Raw genomic sequence first — 1,106 nt, 5'->3', positions numbered from 1 at the left:
AAACACCATTCAAGTGCTTATGGAGTCCAGTTAAAACCCCTTGGGTGTTGTATGGTTAAGCCTCACGGGCAATTAGTACAGGTTAGCTCAATGCCTCGCAGCACTTACACACCCTGCCTATCTACGTCGTAGTCTCCAACAACCCTTTAGGATACTTATAGTATCAGGGATGACTCATCTCAGGGCTCGCTTCCCGCTTAGATGCTTTCAGCGGTTATCGATTCCGAACTTAGCTACCGGGCAATGCTACTGGCGTAACAACCCGAACACCAGAGGTTCGTCCACTCCGGTCCTCTCGTACTAGGAGCAGCCCCCTTCAATCATCCAACGCCCACGGCAGATAGGGACCGAACTGTCTCACGACGTTCTAAACCCAGCTCGCGTACCACTTTAAATGGCGAACAGCCATACCCTTGGGACCGACTTCAGCCCCAGGATGTGATGAGCCGACATCGAGGTGCCAAACACCGCCGTCGATATGAACTCTTGGGCGGTATCAGCCTGTTATCCCCGGAGTACCTTTTATCCGTTGAGCGATGGCCCTTCCATTCAGAACCACCGGATCACTATGACCTGCTTTCGCACCTGCTCGAATTGTCATTCTCGCAGTCAAGCGGGCTTATGCCATTGCACTAACCTCACGATGTCCGACCGTGATTAGCCCACCTTCGTGCTCCTCCGTTACTCTTTGGGAGGAGACCGCCCCAGTCAAACTACCCACCAGGCACTGTCCGCAATCCCGATTAGGGACCGACGTTAGAACATCAACACGACAAGGGTGGTATTTCAAGGATGACTCCATACGAACTGGCGCCCGTATTTCATAGTCTCCCACCTATCCTACACATGTAGGGTCAATGTTCAGTGCCAAGCTGTAGTAAAGGTTCACGGGGTCTTTCCGTCTAGCCGCGGGTACACAGCATCTTCACTGCGATTTCAATTTCACTGAGTCTCGGGTGGAGACAGCGTGGCCATCATTACGCCATTCGTGCAGGTCGGAACTTACCCGACAAGGAATTTCGCTACCTTAGGACCGTTATAGTTACGGCCGCCGTTTACCGGGGCTTCGATCAAGAGCTTCGACCGAAGTCTAACCCCATCAATTA

General features: G+C 52.4%; 1 rRNA gene. It reads right to left on the bottom strand.

Going from position 1 to position 1,106, the window contains the following annotated elements:
- Positions 1–51 precede the first annotated feature (51 nt).
- Positions 52–1,106, bottom strand: a 23S ribosomal RNA gene (locus C9I89_RS22225); the annotation flags it as partial.

Source organism: Photobacterium lipolyticum, assembly GCF_003026475.1.
GTDB classification, from domain to species: Bacteria; Pseudomonadota; Gammaproteobacteria; order Enterobacterales; family Vibrionaceae; genus Photobacterium; species Photobacterium lipolyticum.
The sequence above is the reverse complement of the archived record's forward strand: the minus strand, read 5'-3'. Positions and strand labels throughout refer to the sequence as shown.